The 16,782-nt window shown below is 63.1% G+C and carries 18 protein-coding genes; 9 read left to right on the top strand and 9 right to left on the bottom strand.

Annotated features, from left to right (window positions below; translation table 11 throughout):
• Nucleotides 1-111: 111 nt before the first annotated feature.
• Both ACU8HS_RS02605 and ACU8HS_RS02600 read left to right on the top strand, forming a co-directional pair.
• On the top strand, nt 112-831 hold the full coding sequence (locus ACU8HS_RS02605; protein ID WP_447015351.1) for an AzlC family ABC transporter permease: 720 nt from the start codon (nt 112-114) through the stop codon (nt 829-831).
• The gene (locus ACU8HS_RS02600) at nt 828-1,130 is read left to right on the top strand and encodes an AzlD family protein (RefSeq protein ID WP_447015350.1); all 303 of its coding nucleotides are present in this window, start codon (nt 828-830) and stop codon (nt 1,128-1,130) included. Before ACU8HS_RS02605 ends, ACU8HS_RS02600 begins: the two co-directional genes overlap by 4 nt.
• Before the next feature lie 31 nt (nt 1,131-1,161).
• Here ACU8HS_RS02600 and ACU8HS_RS02595 read toward each other — a convergent pair whose 3' ends face one another.
• From ACU8HS_RS02595 to ACU8HS_RS02570, 6 genes are all read right to left on the bottom strand, one after another.
• The gene (locus tag ACU8HS_RS02595; protein ID WP_447015874.1) at nt 1,162-2,658 is read right to left on the bottom strand and encodes a replicative DNA helicase; all 1,497 of its coding nucleotides are present in this window, start codon (nt 2,656-2,658) and stop codon (nt 1,162-1,164) included.
• A 353-nt stretch (nt 2,659-3,011) separates the two neighbouring features.
• Nucleotides 3,012-3,590 carry a 50S ribosomal protein L9 gene (gene rplI, locus ACU8HS_RS02590; protein ID WP_112565885.1) on the bottom strand — a complete coding sequence of 193 codons (579 nt, stop codon included), beginning with the start codon at nt 3,588-3,590 and terminating at the stop codon, nt 3,012-3,014.
• A gap of 21 nt (nt 3,591-3,611) precedes the next feature.
• On the bottom strand, nt 3,612-4,610 hold the full coding sequence (locus ACU8HS_RS02585) for a DUF2232 domain-containing protein (RefSeq protein WP_447015873.1): 999 nt from the start codon (nt 4,608-4,610) through the stop codon (nt 3,612-3,614).
• A gap of 127 nt (nt 4,611-4,737) precedes the next feature.
• Complete coding sequence (gene rpsR, locus ACU8HS_RS02580; protein ID WP_007531286.1) at nt 4,738-4,986, bottom strand: 30S ribosomal protein S18; 249 nt, start codon at nt 4,984-4,986, stop codon at nt 4,738-4,740.
• Between the two features lie 12 nt (nt 4,987-4,998).
• Nucleotides 4,999-5,457 (bottom strand): 30S ribosomal protein S6, encoded by a 459-nt coding sequence (rpsF, locus tag ACU8HS_RS02575; protein ID WP_112565888.1) that lies wholly within the window; start codon nt 5,455-5,457, stop codon nt 4,999-5,001.
• Between the two features lie 522 nt (nt 5,458-5,979).
• Nucleotides 5,980-7,023: an aldo/keto reductase gene (locus tag ACU8HS_RS02570; protein WP_112706136.1), complete on the bottom strand. Its 1,044-nt coding sequence runs from the start codon at nt 7,021-7,023 to the stop codon at nt 5,980-5,982.
• Between the two features lie 208 nt (nt 7,024-7,231).
• On the opposite strand from ACU8HS_RS02570, the gene fabD reads away from it, so the two are divergent.
• From fabD to gmk, 7 genes are all read left to right on the top strand, one after another.
• Nucleotides 7,232-8,176 carry an ACP S-malonyltransferase gene (gene fabD / locus ACU8HS_RS02565; protein WP_447015349.1) on the top strand — a complete coding sequence of 315 codons (945 nt, stop codon included), beginning with the start codon at nt 7,232-7,234 and terminating at the stop codon, nt 8,174-8,176.
• 27 nt (nt 8,177-8,203) lie between these two features.
• Nucleotides 8,204-8,941 (top strand): 3-oxoacyl-[acyl-carrier-protein] reductase, encoded by a 738-nt coding sequence (fabG, locus tag ACU8HS_RS02560; protein ID WP_112565897.1) that lies wholly within the window; start codon nt 8,204-8,206, stop codon nt 8,939-8,941.
• Between the two features lie 285 nt (nt 8,942-9,226).
• On the top strand, nt 9,227-9,463 hold the full coding sequence (locus ACU8HS_RS02555) for an acyl carrier protein (RefSeq protein ID WP_003547058.1): 237 nt from the start codon (nt 9,227-9,229) through the stop codon (nt 9,461-9,463).
• A gap of 93 nt (nt 9,464-9,556) precedes the next feature.
• Complete coding sequence (fabF, locus tag ACU8HS_RS02550; protein ID WP_112565900.1) at nt 9,557-10,819, top strand: beta-ketoacyl-ACP synthase II; 1,263 nt, start codon at nt 9,557-9,559, stop codon at nt 10,817-10,819.
• Between the two features lie 118 nt (nt 10,820-10,937).
• Nucleotides 10,938-12,158, top strand: a complete 1,221-nt coding sequence (mltG, locus tag ACU8HS_RS02545; protein ID WP_113497809.1) for an endolytic transglycosylase MltG — start codon at nt 10,938-10,940, stop codon at nt 12,156-12,158.
• Between the two features lie 16 nt (nt 12,159-12,174).
• The gene (locus ACU8HS_RS02540; protein WP_112754399.1) at nt 12,175-13,062 is read left to right on the top strand and encodes a YicC/YloC family endoribonuclease; all 888 of its coding nucleotides are present in this window, start codon (nt 12,175-12,177) and stop codon (nt 13,060-13,062) included.
• Nucleotides 13,063-13,065: 3 nt separating this feature from the next.
• Entirely contained in the window at nt 13,066-13,728 is a 663-nt protein-coding gene (gmk, locus tag ACU8HS_RS02535) for a guanylate kinase (RefSeq protein ID WP_112565909.1), read from the top strand.
• Between the two features lie 162 nt (nt 13,729-13,890).
• Here the strand turns inward: gmk and rsmA are convergent, their stop codons facing one another.
• From rsmA to ACU8HS_RS02520, 3 genes are read right to left on the bottom strand one after another with little or no spacing between them, the layout of a single operon-like run.
• Nucleotides 13,891-14,718, bottom strand: a complete 828-nt coding sequence (gene rsmA, locus ACU8HS_RS02530; protein WP_447015348.1) for a 16S rRNA (adenine(1518)-N(6)/adenine(1519)-N(6))-dimethyltransferase RsmA — start codon at nt 14,716-14,718, stop codon at nt 13,891-13,893.
• Nucleotides 14,718-15,746 carry a 4-hydroxythreonine-4-phosphate dehydrogenase PdxA gene (gene pdxA / locus ACU8HS_RS02525; RefSeq protein WP_447015347.1) on the bottom strand — a complete coding sequence of 343 codons (1,029 nt, stop codon included), beginning with the start codon at nt 15,744-15,746 and terminating at the stop codon, nt 14,718-14,720. The genes rsmA and pdxA overlap by 1 nt, the downstream gene beginning before the upstream one ends.
• A gap of 7 nt (nt 15,747-15,753) precedes the next feature.
• Nucleotides 15,754-16,695: a peptidylprolyl isomerase gene (locus ACU8HS_RS02520; RefSeq protein WP_112565918.1), complete on the bottom strand. Its 942-nt coding sequence runs from the start codon at nt 16,693-16,695 to the stop codon at nt 15,754-15,756.
• Between the last annotated feature and the right edge of the window lie 87 nt (nt 16,696-16,782).

Here is a 16,782-nt window from a genome sequence, read left to right as displayed (position 1 = left end):
ACGGTTTCGCGTCCGGAATTGTAGATAAAACAATGAGCTAGAGCATTCAAGGCGACTGCGTTTTCGCCGGAAATGCTCTACGCCTCGGTCATCTTGATGTGGAGGTTGCCAATGCTGCAACAGAGCCGGCCAGCCGGCAAAAGTCCGATCCGCGAGTTTCTGGGCGGCGTGCGCGCCATTTTCCCGCTGATCGTCGCCGTCCTGCCGATCGGCCTCGTCTTCGGCGCCGTTTCGGCCACCAAGGGGCTTTCCGCCCTGGAAACGGTGCTGATGAGCGCGCTTGTCTTTGCCGGCGGTTCGCAATTCGTGGCGATGGATATCTGGACGCATCCGGCAAGCTGGATCGGCGTCGGTTTCGCGGCCCTGCTCGTCAATATCCGCCACGTGCTGATGAGCGCCTCGATCGGCACGAAGATGCAGGCCTTCCCCGGCATCAGGCGCTATGTCGCCATGCTCTTCCTGGCAGACGAACTCTGGGCCATGGCGGAATTCCGCGCCGGCACGACGCGGCTGACGCCGGCCTGGTATGCCGGCATCGTCGCGCCCTTCTACCTGACCTGGATCGGCTCGTCGCTTGCAGGCGCGCTGCTTGGCGCCTTTCTCGGCGATCCCGCCGTCATCGGCCTCGACTTTGCCTTTCCGGCCGTCTTCATCGTGCTGGTCATGGGCTTCTGGAAGGGGCCGGAGACAGGCGCCGTGCTTGCCGCCAGCGGCCTTGCCGCCGTTGCCGTCCACCAGTTCGTGCCCGGTGTCTGGTATATCGCGACCGGCGCGCTGGCCGGCCTGGCAATGGCGCTCTGGCGGGGCCGGGCAAAGGAGCAGCACACATGACGCTCGATTTCAACACGCTGCTCGCCATCCTCGCCATGGCCGTGGCGACGATCTTGACCCGCATCAGCGGTCTCGTGCTGATCCGCTACGTGGAGATCGACGAGAACCGGCGAGCCGCGATCGAAGCCATCCCGCCGGCCGTGCTGATGGCCGTGATCGCCCCCACCGCCTTTGCGACCGGCTGGGCGGAGACCCTCGCCTGCGTGGCAACGGCAATCGCCGCAAGCCGCCTGCCGATGCTGGCAAGCGTCGTGGTCGGGGTTGCGACGGTGGCGCTTCTTCGCGGAGCAGGTCTCTGAGAGAGGCAAGGATTGACGCGGAAGACCCGCGTCAATGTTCCTCATACTGGATGAAGGACGGGTCGGCGAGATCGGCAAAGCGCGTGAATTCCGACTGGAAGGCGAGCTTCACCGTGCCGGTCGGTCCGTGGCGCTGCTTGGCGATGATGACGTCGGCCGTGCCCTTGACCTTGTCGAACAGCGCTTCCCATTCCGCATATTTGGGATCGTTGGGATCGCGCGGTTCCATGTTCTTGACGTAATATTCCTCGCGGAACACGAAGAGCACGACGTCGGCGTCCTGCTCGATCGAGCCGGATTCGCGAAGGTCGGAAAGCTGCGGGCGCTTGTCGTCGCGGCTTTCGACGGCACGCGACAGCTGCGACAGCGCGATGATCGGAACGTTCAGTTCCTTGCCGAGCGCCTTGAGGCCCGTCGTGATCTGGGTGATTTCCTGGACGCGGTTCTCGTTGGACTTGCCGGAGCCGGTCATCAGCTGCACGTAGTCGACCACGAGCACGTCAAGGCCGCGCTGGCGCTTCAGGCGGCGGGCGCGCGCCGAAAGCTGGGCGATGGAGATACCGCCGGTCTGGTCGATATAGAGCGGCACCTTCTGCATCATCATCGAGCAGGCGACGAGCTTTTCGAAATCGGCATCGTTGATGTCGCCGCGTCGGATCTTCGAGGAGGAGACTTCCGTCTGCTCGGAGATGATACGGGTGGCAAGCTGTTCGGACGACATTTCCAGCGAGTAGAAGCCGACGACGCCGCCGTTTTTGGCCTTCATGCTGCCGTCGGGCTGCACTTCGCCTTCGTAGGCGGCGGCGATATTATAGGCGATGTTGGTGGCAAGCGAGGTCTTGCCCATGCCCGGACGGCCGGCGAGCACGATCAAGTCGGAGCGCTGCAACCCGCCCATCTTGGCATCGAGCGAGTGGATGCCGGTGGAAATGCCCGAGAGCCCGCCGTCTCGCTCCTTGGCGACGGCCGCCATGTCGATCGCCAGCGCCACGGCATCGTTGAAGGACTGGAAGCCGCCGTCGTAGCGGCCGTTTTCGGCAAGCTCGAACAGGCGCCGCTCGGTATCTTCGATCTGCGCCTGCGGCGGCATGTCGAGCGGCGCGTCATAGGCGATGTTGACGACATCCTCGCCGATGGTGATCAGCGCGCGGCGGATGGCGAGGTCGTAGATCGCCCGGCCGTAGTCCTCGGCGTTGATGATCGTCACCGCCCCCGTGACGAGGCTTGCGAGATATTGCGAAACCGTGATGTCGCCAACCTTCTCGTCGGCCGGCAGGAAGGTCTTGACCGTGACCGGATTGGCGATCTTGCCCATGCGGATGATATCGCCGGCGACCTCGAAGATCTTCCGGTGCAGCGGCTCATACAGGTGCGTGGGCTTGAGGAAGTCCGACACCCGGTAATAGGCGTCGTTGTTCATCAGGATGGCGCCGAGCAGTGCCTGTTCGGCCTCGATGTTATTAGGCGCTTCGCGATAGTGCTGCTCTGCGGGAGCAACGGCGGCAATCTTTCGTGCAGCTTCGTTCATCGTCATCCGTACTGTCTTTTTTCCAGAACCCGGATTTGCAGGGCCGGCCGCAAAAATCAAGCCTCGCGCGGCAACTGCGTCCAAGCCGTCGCCAAATGGGCGGCGATGTGCCCATTGTTCGACTTCTCCACAGTCGCAGCGTCCCGTCAGCCGAAAATTTCCGAACTGTCACCCATGCGACACGCTGCCGGCGGCGACTCACTTTGCCGCTTCGGCGCCGGGATATATTAGCGGCGCGGATTGCAGGGCGCAGCAAAAAAGCCGGCACATTGCGCAGCGCCGGCTGTGGACAATCCGCCAACGAAAAAAGCCCGGCGCAGGGCCGGGCTTTGCGATCCGTCCGAAGACAGAAATCATGCTTCGTCTTCGTCGAGGCCGTCGGCTTCCGGATCGAAGAAGTCTTCCGGACGCAGGGCGTCTTCGTCAACGCCGTAGATGGCGTCGACCGAGGTGAGTTCTTCGCCCTTGGCCTGACGTTCTGCTTCTTCGACGGAACGGGCGACGTTCAGCTCGACGTTGATTTCAACTTCGGCATGGAGCTGCAGCTCGACCTTGTGCAGGCCGATCGCCTTGATCGGCGTGTTGAGGTGAACCTGGTTGCGGGAAATGTTGAAACCTTCGGCGGCCAGAACCTCGACGACGTCACGGGCAGCGACGGAGCCGTAGAGCTGGCCGGTTTCGCCGGCGGAACGCACGACGATGAAGGACTTGCCGTTAAGAACGTCGGCAACCTTCTGGGCTTCGGACTTGCGCTCCAGGTTACGGGCTTCGAGCGTTGCGCGCTCGGCTTCGAAACGGGCCTTGTTGGCGGCGTTGGCGCGCAGTGCCTTGCCGAGCGGCAGGAGGTAGTTGCGTGCGAAGCCGTCGCGAACCTTTACGGTTTCGCCCATCTGGCCGAGCTTGGAGATGCGTTCGAGAAGAATGACTTCCATGGTGTTTTTCCTTTCTTGTTCTCAGATTTCGGTATCGGTCTGTTTGGGGGCATCGGCATCCTTGTTCGGGGTGAGGGCGATCGCCTTACGGGTATCGGCCAGACCAAGCACGAGGATGAAAAGGGCCGGCAGCATCATGGTGCATGCCAGGTAACTCAGGATGAGGGCCGGCAGGCGCCAGTCCTTGCCGCGCGTGCGGAAGTGCAGGGCGGCGAAGCCGGACATCAGGAAGCCGGCGCCGAAGGCTCCGACAACGGTGGCGCCGATCATCGCCGGAACGCCGCCCATGAAGGTGGCGGCCAGACCGGCGAGGAAGACGAAGATGGAATTGCGGTTCATGCGCAGCGACGAGGGGATATCCTCGCGCGGGCGCAGGGCCTTGCCGGACGCGGTCACGATGCGCGTCGCGACATAATAGGCGGCAAACAGCATCACCACCCAGATGCCGCCCTGGATTGCCGGCAGCATGAGGACGACGAGCGATTTGGTCTGCGCGGTGGCGGCCGGATCCGGAACGAAATCCGGCTGCTGTTCCTGCAGCGAGCTCATCAGCGCATCGACCATCTGATTGGTGATGTCGGGTCCGTAGCCGATCATGATGCCGGTCACGATGACGGCGAAGGTGACGAGACCGCACAGATGCAGCAGGATATCCGACAGCGGATACCAGGCGAGCAGGTTGTCCGGGCCGCCGAGTTCGGAAGCCGGGCGCGCGAGATTGGCAAGATGGCTGAGCCAGCCTGCCGGCAGCAGCGTCACCAGCGTCATGACCAGCGCGAAGGACGGTGAGATGGCGACCGCGCCGACGACCGCGGCAGTGACGACGGCGGAAATCGCCGCGAGATTGCCCCAGCCGAGGCCGACCAGCAGAATGGGAAGCGCGGAAGCGGCGTAGAGAACGGCACTGAACGACGGCTGCATGCTCGCGCCAAGCACCAGCAAGGCGGCGGTCACTCCGGCAAGTGCGCCGGTCGCAAGCGTTTTCGGGTTCGGTCGTATCACTTCGCTGTCCTGCTTCATCAAGCAGTTAGAGGATTTCCCTGAATCTGTCCGGGAGATGCCTCAACATGGGTTTTCTGGTTCCGATCCGCGCCCATCGCGGAAGGGAGGAAGCCCCGGATCGGAAATCCGGGGCTCCGATAGTCAATCAGGCGACGACGTAGGGCAGCAGGCCGAGGAAGCGGGCGCGCTTGATCGCCTGGGCGAGTTCGCGCTGCTTCTTCTGGGAAACGGCCGTGATGCGGGACGGAACGATCTTGCCGCGCTCGGAAATGTAGCGCTGCAGGAGACGGACGTCCTTGTAGTCGATGCGCGGAGCGTTTGCGCCCGAGAAGGGGCAGGTCTTGCGACGACGGTGGAACGGACGACGGACCGGAGCGGAGGAAGATTCAGACATTCTTATTTCTCCTTATGCACGGTCTTCGCGGGGAGCGCGGTCCGGACGCGGAGCGCGCTGGAACTCGCCGTCACGGCGCGGCGGACGGTCGCCGAATTCGCGGCGCGGGCCACGGTCGCCGCCTTCACGCGGGCCACGGTCGTCGCGGTCGCGCTTCTGCATCATGGCAGACGGGCCGTCTTCGTGCTTCTCGACAGCGATGGTCATGTAGCGAAGAACGTCTTCGCTGATGCGCATCTGGCGTTCCATTTCCTGGATCGCAGCTGCCGGCGCATCGATGTCCATCAGGGCATAGTGCGCCTTGCGGTTCTTCTTGATGCGGTAGGTGAGGGACTTGAGGCCCCAGTTTTCGATACGCCCGACCTTGCCGCCGTATGCTTCGATCACGCCCTTGTACTGTTCTACGAGGGCATCGACCTGCTGCGACGTGATATCCTGTCGGGCAAGGAATACATGTTCATAAAGAGCCATGACAGCTTTGCCTTTCTTGCGTTGATCAGAACCCGGCATTCGGCGGCTAAGCCTCAACGACTGCTCCTGAGAGGCGTGATACGCCAAGCAAGAAAAGCGTTTCCGAGACGGTCGAGAGCGGAGACACGGGAGGCTGGAACGCTTCCGTTCCGAACGGTTTGCATGAAGCAGACCGGCCCTCCGTTCAGCCACCAGCCAGAAGACCGGGTTAACGAACAGGCGCGCTTATACGGATTTTTGCGCGAAAGGCAAGGGAAGGCGGCAAGAAACCTTATTTCGTCGCTTCCGGCCGAAAGAAGACGGTCTGTCCCGGCGGAATGTCGATAGAGAACCGGTCGTCGGCGAAGGGCAGCGGCTGCGTTCGGAAAAATCACGTGCTGAAACTGAAAGTATGGCGCCCGTGACCGGTTGGCTGCCACTTACCGGCGAAATGCGAACACAAACAGGGGGGGCGTCGCCCGTCGGACATGAAAAAGGGCGCGATCTCCCGCGCCCTTCGCAAATTCGCAGGCCCGCAGGCCGTCAGAGCGGCATCGGATACTGCCGGTGAACCTTCTCGATTTCGGCAAGCACGTCGCTGCCGAGTTTGACGCCGGCCGATCCGATATCCGTCTTCAGCTGCGCCATCGAGGTCGCGCCGATGATGACGGAGGTCATGAAGCGGCGGGTCAGGCAGAAGGCGAGCGCCATCTGCGAAGGGTCGAGGCCGTGGCGGGCGGCAATGTCGAGATAGGCCCGCGTCGGCGCTTCCTGCAGCGGCTGCAGGCGGCCGCCGAGATCGCCGTTGATCGCGGCGCGCGTGCCCGCCGGCTTTTCGCCGTTGATGTATTTGCCGGTCAGGATTCCCGCGGCAAGCGGCGAATAGGCCAGCAGGCCGACATTTTCGTGATGGGAAAGTTCGGCCAGGTCGAGATCGAAATGGCGATAGAGAAGATTGTACTCGTTCTGCACGCTGGCCACGCGCGGCAGGTTCAGCTGCTCGGACAGCGTCACGTATTTCTGGATGCCCCAGGTGGTTTCGTTGGACAGGCCGAAGGCGCGGATCTTGCCCGCCTTCACCAGTTCGCCCATGGTCTCGACGATCTCGGTCATGTTGGCGACGGCTTTTGCGCTGTCCTGCTTGAACGGGTCGTAGTGCCAGCTCTGGCGGAAATGGAAATGGCCGCGGTTCGGCCAGTGGACCTGGTAGAGATCGATGTAATCGGTCTTGAGCCGTTTCAGGCTGGCGTCGATCGCAAGCCTGATGTTTTTGGCATCGGCGCCTTCGCCGTCGCGCAGATAGGAGCGGCCCGTGCCGGCGACCTTGGTGGCAAGCACGATATCTGCGCGCTTGCCGGTCTTTTCAAACCAGCTGCCGATATATTCTTCCGTGCGGCCCTGCGTTTCGGCCGAAACCGGCGTCGTCGGGTAGAGTTCGGCCGTGTCGAAGAAATTGATGCCTTCCTGGACGGCGTAGTCCATCTGCTCGTGGGCTTCCGCCTCGCTGTTCTGCGTGCCCCAGGTCATCGTTCCCAGGCAAATTTCGGAAACGGAAATATCTGTGCGGCCTAATTTATTGTATTTCATCGGGAACCTTGAACGTCGTCTGAGAAAGGGAAGGGCTTGCGAAGAACCGCGCAAATCTAGGCTGGATTTGCTGAAGCGCAAGAGAAAAAACCGGACTTTCCCGCTGGCGCGAAAGGCTTTGGAGAGAATCGGCCGCCACTTGACTCTCAAGGAAAGAATGTCAATTGGAGGCGAAATGGCCCGATGGGCACTATCGAGGGACTGAAAAATGACCGTTGCTTTCACTTTTCCCGGCCAGGGCAGCCAGGCCGTCGGCATGGGCAAGGATCTCGCCGAGAGCTTCGCGGAAGCCCGCGCCGTTTTCGAAGAGGTCGACGAAGCGCTCGGTGAAAAGCTTTCCGACACCATGTTCAACGGTCCCGAAGACAAGCTGACGCTGACGGCCAATGCCCAGCCGGCGCTGATGGCCGTCTCCATGGCCGTCATCCGCGTTCTGGAGGCCAGCGGTCTCGATCTGAAGGCCAGGGTCGCCTATGTCGCCGGCCATTCGCTCGGCGAATATTCCGCCCTCTGTGCCGCCGGCACCTTCTCTATCGCCGATACGGCCCGCCTTCTGCGCATTCGCGGCAATGCCATGCAGGCCGCCGTGCCGGTCGGCGTCGGCGCCATGGCTGCCATCATCGGCCTCGAACATGCCGACGTGCAGGCCGTCTGCGAAGAGGCCGCGGCCATCGGCTCCTGTCAGATCGCCAATGACAATGGCGGCGGCCAGCTCGTCATATCCGGTGAGAAGTCGGCTGTCGAAAAGGCGGCCGACCTTGCGACCGAAAAGGGCGCCAAGCGTGCCATCCTGCTGCCGGTCTCCGCGCCCTTCCATTCGAAGCTGATGGCGCCCGCCGCCGACGCCATGCGCGAGGCGCTGGCCGGCGTGAAGAAGGCCGATCCGCGCGTGCCGCTCATCGCCAACGTCCGTGCGGCCCCCGTCACGGATGCCGGAGAAATCGCAAGCCTTCTCGTCGAGCAGGTCACGGGCCAGGTCCGCTGGCGCGAGACGGTGGAATGGTTTGCCGCAAACGGCGTGACCACGCTTTACGAACTCGGCGCCGGCAAGGTGCTCACCGGCCTTGCGCGCCGCATCGACAAGACTGTCAATGGCGTCCCGGTCAACGGCCCGGCCGATATCGACGCCGCCATTGCCGCTCTCACGGCCTGATTGCCCACTCAAACAAGGAACGTTCCCATGTTCGATCTTTCCGGCCGCAAGGCTCTCGTCACCGGCGCATCGGGCGGTATCGGCGAGGAAATCGCCCGCCTTCTCCACAAGCAGGGCGCCATCGTCGGCCTGCACGGCACCCGCGTCGAAAAGCTCGAAGCTCTGGCGGGCGAGCTTGGCGAGCGCGTCAAGATCTTCCCGGCGAACCTGTCGGATCGCGACGAGGTCAAGGCGCTCGGCCAGAAGGCGGAAGCCGATCTCGAAGGCGTCGATATCCTGGTCAACAATGCCGGCATCACCAGGGACGGTCTCTTCGTGCGCATGAGCGACGAGGACTGGGATGCCGTTCTGGAAGTGAACCTGACGGCGACCTTCCGCCTGACGCGCGAGCTCACCCATCCGATGATGCGCCGCCGTTACGGCCGCATCATCAACATCACCTCCGTTGTCGGCGTCACCGGCAATCCCGGCCAGGCGAACTATTGCGCCTCCAAGGCCGGCATGATCGGCTTCACCAAGTCGCTGGCCCAGGAAATCGCCACCCGCAACGTGACCGTCAACTGCGTTGCCCCGGGCTTTATCGAAAGCGCCATGACCGGCAAGCTGAACGACAAGCAGAAGGAAGCGATCATGGGCGCCATTCCCATGAAGCGCATGGGTACCGGCGCCGAAGTGGCCTCCGCCGTTGCCTATCTCGCCTCCGCCGAGGCCGGCTATATGACGGGTCAGACGCTGCACGTGAACGGCGGCATGGCCATGATCTGAAACGATTAGCTGCCGCGGTCGCCGATTTCAGCCAATAGCGTGTTGAGCAATCACGAACGGTTGATTTTCTGGCTTTGCGGCAGACTTAAAGCATGTTAAGCGGGCCATGACTGTGTACAGTCGTCCCGAAAAAGCAGACGGACCGGCGGGCTTTTCGCAAGCCTGGGACTTCTCTAAAGCCGGGTAAACGAGTTTGCCGAGGATGTCTGAAAGCATCGCAGGCTGAAACAGGGTAGGGGTGTCAGAAAGACATTCCGATCAGGACATAAGGTCGAGGAAACCGACATGAGCGATATCGCAGAACGCGTAAAGAAAATTGTTATTGATCATCTTGGCGTCGATGCCGACAAGGTTGTCGAGAGCGCCAGCTTTATCGACGATCTGGGCGCTGACTCGCTCGACACGGTCGAACTGGTCATGGCTTTCGAAGAAGAATTCGGCGTTGAAATTCCCGACGACGCTGCTGACTCGATCCTGACGGTTGGCGACGCCGTGAAGTTTATTGAAAAGGCTCAGGCCTGATTCTGCGCATTCGAGAAAGGGCGGGCCAAGAGTCCGCCCTTTTCTTTTGAGCATGTTTCTCCATAAAACATAACAGACGGGGGAAAGCAGTCGATGAGAAGGGTCGTCATTACAGGTACCGGCATGGTATCGCCCTTGGGATGCGGAACGGAAGTGACCTGGTCCCGCCTGCTTGCGGGAGCCAACGGCGCCCGCCTCGTGACCGAATTCGAGGTCGAGGATCTCCCCGCCAAGATCGCCTGCCGCATTCCCGTCGGCGACGGTTCCGACGGCACCTTCAATCCGGACGACTGGATGGAGCCGAAGGAACAGCGCAAGGTCGATCCCTTCATCATCTACGGCATGGCCGCTGCCGACATGGCGCTGAACGACGCCAACTGGCATCCCGAAACCGACGAGGACCAGATCGCCACCGGCGTGCTGATCGGCTCCGGCATCGGCGGCATCGAGGGTATTGTCGAAGCCGGCTATACGCTGCGCGACAAAGGCCCGCGCCGCATCTCTCCCTTCTTCATTCCCGGCCGCCTGATCAACCTCGTCTCCGGCCAGGTCTCCATCCGCCACAAGCTGCGCGGCCCCAACCATTCGGTCGTCACCGCCTGCTCCACCGGCGCGCACGCCATTGGCGACGCTGCCCGCCTGATCGCGCTCGGCGATGCCGATGTCATGGTCGCCGGCGGCACGGAATCCCCGGTCAGCCGCATTTCGCTTGCCGGCTTCGCCGCCTGCAAGGCGCTGTCGACGCAGCATAACGACGACCCGCAGAAGGCCTCGCGCCCCTACGACAAGGACCGTGACGGTTTCGTCATGGGCGAGGGCGCCGGCATCGTGGTTCTCGAAGAGCTGGACCACGCGCTGGCGCGCGGCGCCAAGATTTATGCCGAAGTGGTCGGCTACGGCCTTTCCGGCGATGCCTTCCACATCACCGCCCCGTCGGAAGACGGCGAAGGCGCGTTCCGCTGCATGACCATGGCGCTGAAGCGCGCCGGTCTGACGCCGGCCGATGTCGATTACATCAACGCCCACGGCACCTCGACCATGGCCGATACGATCGAGCTCGGCGCCGTCGAGCGGCTCGTCGGCAATGCGGCCTCGAAAATATCGATGTCGTCGACCAAATCCGCGACCGGCCATCTTCTCGGTGCCGCCGGCGCCATCGAGGCGATCTTCACAACCCTCGCAATCAGGGATAACGTCGCCCCCCCGACGCTCAATCTCGACAACCCGGAACGGGAAACGGCAATCGATCTTGTTCCGCACAAGGCTCGTGAGCGAGAAATCAACGTGGCGCTGTCCAACTCGTTCGGATTCGGCGGCACGAATGCATCGCTCGTGCTGCGCCGCTACGTCGCGTAACAGGCGGTTTACGAGCACGGGCGAACGTCAAACGGCGTCATGAAGAGCGGCAGAACCTGTTTTTGCCGCATTACTTCGCGAAATAGCGAAGCGGGGGCCAAGTTTTAGAGGATTGCCGGTGAGCGATACGACCAACCAGAGCAGCGACAACGGCCAGCCGGCGCAGAAGGGACCGATCATCCCGAAATCGCCGAACGAAGCCCTGCGCCCGGAACGCGTTCCCGAGCCGCCGAAGCGCTCCCGGAATGCGCGCAGCCAGGTCGTCCTCTTCCTGAATTTCGTCATGACCATGGCGGTGGTCGTCTGCATCGCCGGTCTCATCGGCTTCTATTACGCCATCACCGCCTATCAGAGCCCCGGCCCGCTGCAGACGAACACCAATTTCATCGTTCGCAGCGGCGCGGGCCTGGCCGAAATCTCCGCCAATCTCGAGCGCAACCTCATCATCTCGGATGCCCGCGTCTTCCGCTATCTGACCGCGACGCATCTCAACGCCGGCGAAAGCCTCAAGGCGGGCGAATACGAGATCAAGGCGCATGCGTCCATGAACGAGATCATGGAACTCCTGAAATCGGGCAAGTCGATCCTCTATTCCGTCTCCTTCCCGGAAGGGCTGACGGTGCGGCAGATGTTCGACCGGATGCTGGACGATCCGGTTCTCGAAGGCGACCTGCCGGCAGCGCTCCCGGCGGAGGGCAGTCTGCGGCCCGATACCTACAAGTTCTCGCGCGGCACCAAGCGGTCTGAAATCATCGACCAGATGGCGGCTGCCCAGCAGAAGCTCGTCGACCAGATCTGGGAACGGCGCGACCCCTCCCTGCTCCTGAAGAGCAAGGAGGAGTTCGTAACGCTTGCCTCGATCGTCGAGAAGGAGACCGGCGTGGCGGACGAGCGCGCCCATGTCGCCTCCGTCTTCCTGAACCGTCTCGGCAAGGGCATGCGCCTGCAATCCGATCCGACCATTATCTACGGCCTCTTCGGCGGCGAGGGCAAACCCTCCGACCGGCCGATCTACCAGTCGGACCTGAAGAAGGAGACGCCGTACAATACCTATGTCATCAAGGGCCTGCCGCCGACGCCGATCGCCAATCCCGGCAAGGACGCGCTGGAGGCGGTTGCCAACCCCTGGAAGACGCAGGATCTCTATTTCGTCGCCGACGGCACGGGCGGCCACGTCTTTGCCGCGACACTTGAAGATCACAATGCCAACGTCAAGCGCTGGCGCAAGCTGGAAGCCGACAAGGGCGCCGATCCCGAAATTGCCGTCGACGGACAGCCGGAGGATCAGCCCGCGGACAATACATCCGCCGTTCCGCCGAAGAAAAAGAAGATCAACTGATATCGGGAGGCCTTTGATGGCATTGCAGTCCATGACCGGTTTTGCGCGGCGCGAGGGAACGAGCGGCCGCTGGCGCTGGACATGGGAACTGCGTTCGGTCAACGGCAAGGGTCTCGATCTGCGCCTCCGCCTGCCGCCCGGCCTGGAGCGGCTGGAAACGGACGTCCGCCGCATTGCCGGCGAGAATTTCAGCCGCGGCAATCTGCAGGCGACGCTGGCGCTGACGACGGGCGAGAGCCAGATGGAGGCCGTTCTCAACCAGGATGCCTTCGCCGCCGTTCTTGCCATGCGCGACCGGCTGGAGGGCCTGATCGACCCGGCGCCGCTGAGGCTCGATACGCTGCTTTCCATCCGCGGCCTCGTCGATTTCCGCGAGCCGCAGGACAGCGAGGAGACGGTTGCCGCCCGCGATGCCGATATCCTCTCAGGACTGGCGGCCGCGCTTTCCGATCTCCGCGCCATGCGCGAGCAGGAGGGGGCCGCACTCGCGCGTGTGCTTCTCGGCCATGTCGCGACGATCGAGGCCCTGACAGGCACGATCGAGGCCGATCCTTCGCGCTCGCCCCAGGAGATCGCGGCAAGGCTTTCGGCCCAGGTCGCGCTGCTCATGGAAGGCGCCGGCGCGCTCGACCGCGACCGGCTGCATGCCGAAGCGGCCCTGCTTGCCACCAAGGCGGATCTGCGCGAAGAGATCGACCGGCTGAAGGCCCATGTCGCCGCCGCCCGCGATCTCGTGGCGAAAGGTGGCCCGGTCGGCCGAAAGCTCGATTTCCTTGCACAGGAATTTAACCGGGAATCGAATACGATCTGCTCGAAATCGAACGCATCGGCCGTCACCGCAGCCGGCATCGAGCTGAAGGTGGTGATCGATCAGTTCCGCGAGCAGGTCCAGAATTTGGAGTAGGACATGAGCCCGGCGAAAACATCGCCCATCCGGATCGCCCGCCGCGGTCTGATGCTGGTCATCTCGTCGCCCTCGGGCGCCGGTAAATCCACCATCGCGCGCACGCTTTTGGAAACCGACAAGCAGATCGGCCTTTCCGTCAGCGTCACGACCCGCCAGCGCCGGCCGAGCGAGGTGGAAGGCGTTCACTATCACTTCAAGTCGGTGCGGGAATTCGAGCGCCTGCGCGATTCCGATTCCCTCCTGGAATGGGCCGAGGTTCACGGCAATTTCTATGGCACGCCCCGCGAGCCGGTCGAGCAGGCCATGGCCGAAGGCCGCGACATGCTCTTCGACATCGACTGGCAGGGCGCCCAGCAATTGCAGCAGAAGATGCAGGCCGACGTCGTTTCGATCTTCGTGCTGCCGCCGACCATGACCGAGCTGCAGTCCCGGCTGCATCGTCGTGCGGAGGATTCCGAGGACGTCATCCAGACGCGCCTCGCCAATTCCCGCGCCGAGATCGCCCACTGGCGCGAATATGACTATGTCATCGTCAATGACGACCTGAACGCCGCTTTCGACGCCGTGCAGTCGATCGTCAAGGCCGAACGCCTGCGCCGCGACCGCCGCCACGGCATGTTCGATTTCGTCCGCGAACTGCTGGAAGAGACGCCGGTTCTTTAAAGCAATTCCAGCAAAAGTGTGCAGCGGTTTTGCGTCCGGAATTGCGGGGAAGGCGTGCAGCAATTCCAGCAAAAGTGCGCAGCGGTTTTGCGCCCGGAATTGCGGGGAAGGCCTGCAGCAATTCCAGCAAAAGTGTACAGCGGTTTTGCGCCCGGAAATGCGTTAGAGGCTGTTGGCCAGCCGGCAGAATTCTTCCACCGACAATGTTTCCGCGCGCCTGGCCGGATCGATGCCGGCCTTGACGAGCAGGCTTTCGCCGCCAAGCGGCTTCAGGCTCTGGCGCAGCATCTTGCGGCGCTGGCCGAAGGCGGCCTGCGTCACCTTCTCCAGATTGGCGACGGAGCAGGGGATCGGGTTCTCGTTCGGCGTCAGGTGGACGACCGTCGACGTGACTTTCGGCGGCGGCGTGAAGGCCTGCGGCGGAATATCGAATGCCATGCGGGCATTGGTGCGCCATCCGGCGAGCACGCCGAGGCGGCCGTAATGATCGTCGTCCTGCGAGGCGACGATCCGTTCGCCGACTTCCTTCTGGAACATCAGCGTCAGGGATTGCCAGAAGGGCGGCCATGCCTTCGGCAGCAGCCAGTTCACCAGAAGCTGGGTGCCGACATTATAGGGCAGGTTGGCGATGATCTTGAGGGGGCCGTCCGTCGCCAGCGCCTCGAAGTCGATCTTCAGCGCATCGCCTTCGATGACCTCCAGCCGGCCCGGATAGTGGTCGGCGATCTCGGCCAGAGCCGGCAGGCAGCGTGCGTCGCGCTCGACGGCAACGACCTTCTTCGCCCCGAGCGCCAGGATCGCCCGCGTCAGGCCGCCGGGGCCGGGGCCGACCTCGAAGACCGTTACGTCCTCCAGCGCCCCCGCCGTGCGGGCGACCTTCTGTGTCAGGTTGAGATCGAGCAGGAAGTTCTGCCCGAGCGCCTTGCGCGCGTCGAGCCCATGACGCTGGATCGTCTCGCGAAGCGGCGGCAGGCCGTCGAGTGCAGCCATCAACGACGGCTTTCCGCGGTACGGCCAAGCTGTGCGCCGAGCTTGAGCGCGGCAACGAGGCTTGCCTCGCGCGCCAGACCCCGGCCGGCAATGCCGAAGGCGGTGCCGTGGTCGGGAGAGGTGCGCACGAAAGGAAGGCCGAGCGTCACGTTGACGGAATCGTCGAAGCCGAGCGCCTTGGCCGGGATCAGCGCCTGATCGTGATACATGCAGACGGCAACGTCGTAGCGCGCGCGCGCTTCGTCGTGGAACATCGTATCGGCGGGGAGGGGGCCGATCGCGTCGATGCCCTCGTCGCGCAGCAGCTGGACTGCGGGATGGATGACGCTTTCATCCTCCTTGCCGATCGCCCCGCCTTCGCCGGCATGCGGATTGAGCCCGGCGATCGCCAGGCGCGGCGCGGTAATGCCGAACCGCTGCTTCAGGTCCCTGTCGGCGATCCGGCAGGTCTCGACGATCAGTTCGAGGGTCAGCGCCTCAGCCACATCCTTGAGCGGAATATGGATGGTGACGGGAATGGCGCGCAGTTTCGGCCCCGCAAGCATCATGACGGGCATGGCCGGCTGGCCGGTCGCGCGCATCGCCAGATCGGCAAGGAATTCCGTATGGCCCGGAAACTTGAAACCGGCCTCGTAGAGCACCGACTTGGCGATCGGATTGGTGACGACCGCGAGCGCTTCGCCCTGCATGACGAGCCCGACCGCCGTCTCGATCGAGGCGATCGTACCCTTTGCCGTCGCGACATGCGGCTCGCCGGCCGCAACGTCGATGCCCGCCGCTACCGGCAGGACCGGCAGCGCGTCCGCGAAGACGCCGAGGCTTTCGGCCGCATGGCCGACGCTGCGCAGGGAAATGTCGAGGCCGAGCTTGCGCGCCCGCACGGCAAGCACATCGGGATCGCCGATCAGGAAAAACGGCGGCAGCCCAAGCTCGCGCCTGCGCAGCCAGGCCATGAGGGTAATGTCAGGCCCGACGCCCGCCGGGTCGCCCTGGGTCAGTGCAAGCGGTCGCGAAAAGGGTGTCGCCATGGAGAAATCAGCGATAGACGATCTGCGCGCGCTTGCGCAGCTCTTCGAGATATTTGGTGCTGTTTTCGTTTTCCGGCGCTGCCGACTTGTCGGCCTTGGCCTTGTCGAGGTCTTCCTGACGGAACACCATCTCGGCCGCCTGGTCGTCCGAGACCTGGCGCTGGCTGCAGATCGCCAGATATTCCACGCCCTTGTCGGTCACGCGCGTTGCCGTCGTATTGCCCTTGGCCGCTGCCACCAGATCCTTCCAGTCCGCCGGAATTTCCGGGGCCAGCATGCGGCCGAGGTCGCGGATCGAGACGTCGCGCATCGTGGCGGCGAACGTCTTTGCCTGATCGCAGCCCGGATATTTGGAGCGGGACGCTTCGGCTTCGCTCTTGCGCTTGGCCGTGATCGCGTTGCGCTTGGATGCGGGGATGACGAAGATGACCTGCTGCAGCATGTATTCGGTCGTCACCGGCTTCTGCTTGTTGTTCTGCATCATGCGGTTGACGAGATCGTAATTCGAAATGCGTGCGCTGGAGCCGTAACGCGCGTTGACGACCCGCGGCCAGCTCATCTGCACGGCAATGAAGTTCTTGAAGTGATCGACACCGACGCCGGCGCGGTCGAGGATCTGCCCCATCTGCTCGACGGAAAGCTTGTTGGAGGAGGCAAAACGGGCGAAGGAGGCGTTGACGTCGTCCTGCGAAACCGACATGCGCACGCGCGCCACTTCCTGCCGTTTCAGCGTCTCGTCGATCAGCTGCTCTTCGGCAGCCTTGGCATCGGCCTTCTGACGCTGCAGCCGCAGGAAGGCCTGTCGCTTGGCAACGTCGCCGCTGGTAATGGCGGTGCCGTTGACCACCGCCTTGACCTCGCTGGCGGCAAGGACAGGGGTGCTGAAGGCGGCAAGCATGAAGGCTGCGCCTGCGATAAGCGTGGTTACGGTCTTCTTCGCGTCAATCATCCGTTGACCTCCCGATTCGCCGCACGATCCAGCGCGCGGCGCTCTTACCATATACTGAGACGAGCGGAAATCGCATCTCTTGCTCCG

The organism is Rhizobium sp. KDH_Rht_773_N, from assembly GCF_052946295.1.
The sequence above is the reverse complement of the archived record's forward strand: the minus strand, read 5'-3'. Positions and strand labels throughout refer to the sequence as shown.